The sequence below is a fragment of the Oleiphilus sp. HI0061 genome (assembly GCF_001635675.1).
In genome coordinates this window covers 1-880 of sequence record NZ_LWFE01000635.1, presented here as the reverse complement: position 1 = coordinate 880, position 880 = coordinate 1, and the positions used below count along the sequence as shown (strand labels likewise).

Here is an 880-nt window from a genome sequence, read left to right as displayed (position 1 = left end):
ACTACACACCAAAATTTACTTATATTCTACCCATTTAAAGTGCCAACCTGCTTAAAAAATCAACCCTAGCGTTTTAGCGTACAAATATAGGAGCACTAGATACTACCAACTAGGTAGACAAGATAAGTAAAGTAGTAAAAGTCAGCTTATACAAGAAAGAAAATAAAGGCGCCAACTGAACAGTTAGCGCCTGAAGGAAATATTAGACTCTAGCTCTTAGGGAAGACGGGATATTCTATGCCAGCCATTTGGTTGGCAATACGCACAACCTGCGCACTATAACCAAACTCGTTATCGTACCAAACATAAAGAACCAAACGCTTACCGCTTACGATAGTTGCATTCGAATCTACAATACCAGCACGACGTGAACCAACAAAGTCAGTTGAAACAACTTCATCTGAAGTCAGATAATCAATCTGCTTAGCCAAATCAGAATGCAGGGAAATATTACGCAAATAAGCATTCACATCTTCAACAGATGTAGCTTTTTCGATATTCAGATTTAGAATAGCCATTGAGACATTCGGAGTTGGAACACGAATCGCATTACCCGTCAAACGACCTTCCATCTTTGGAAGTGCCTTTGAAACAGCTTTTGCGGCACCTGTTTCAGTAATAACCATATTCAACGGAGCGCTACGACCACGACGACTACCTTTGTGATAGTTATCAATCAAGTTCTGGTCATTTGTGTAAGAATGGACAGTCTCTACGTGGCCATCAATGACACCAAATTCATCATCAATCGCCTTAAGAACAGGCGTAATAGCATTAGTTGTACAAGATGCTGCAGACAAAATCTGATCATCGTTTGCGATATCACCGTTATTGATGCCATAAACGATATTCTTAATGTCACCCTTACCTGGCGCAGTTA

General features: G+C 40.1%; 1 protein-coding gene. It reads right to left on the bottom strand.

The features are described from left to right. Positions 1-209 precede the first annotated feature (209 nt). On the bottom strand, positions 210-880 hold a 671-nt coding region (locus A3735_RS08090; protein ID WP_156499524.1), incomplete at its 5' end, for a glyceraldehyde-3-phosphate dehydrogenase.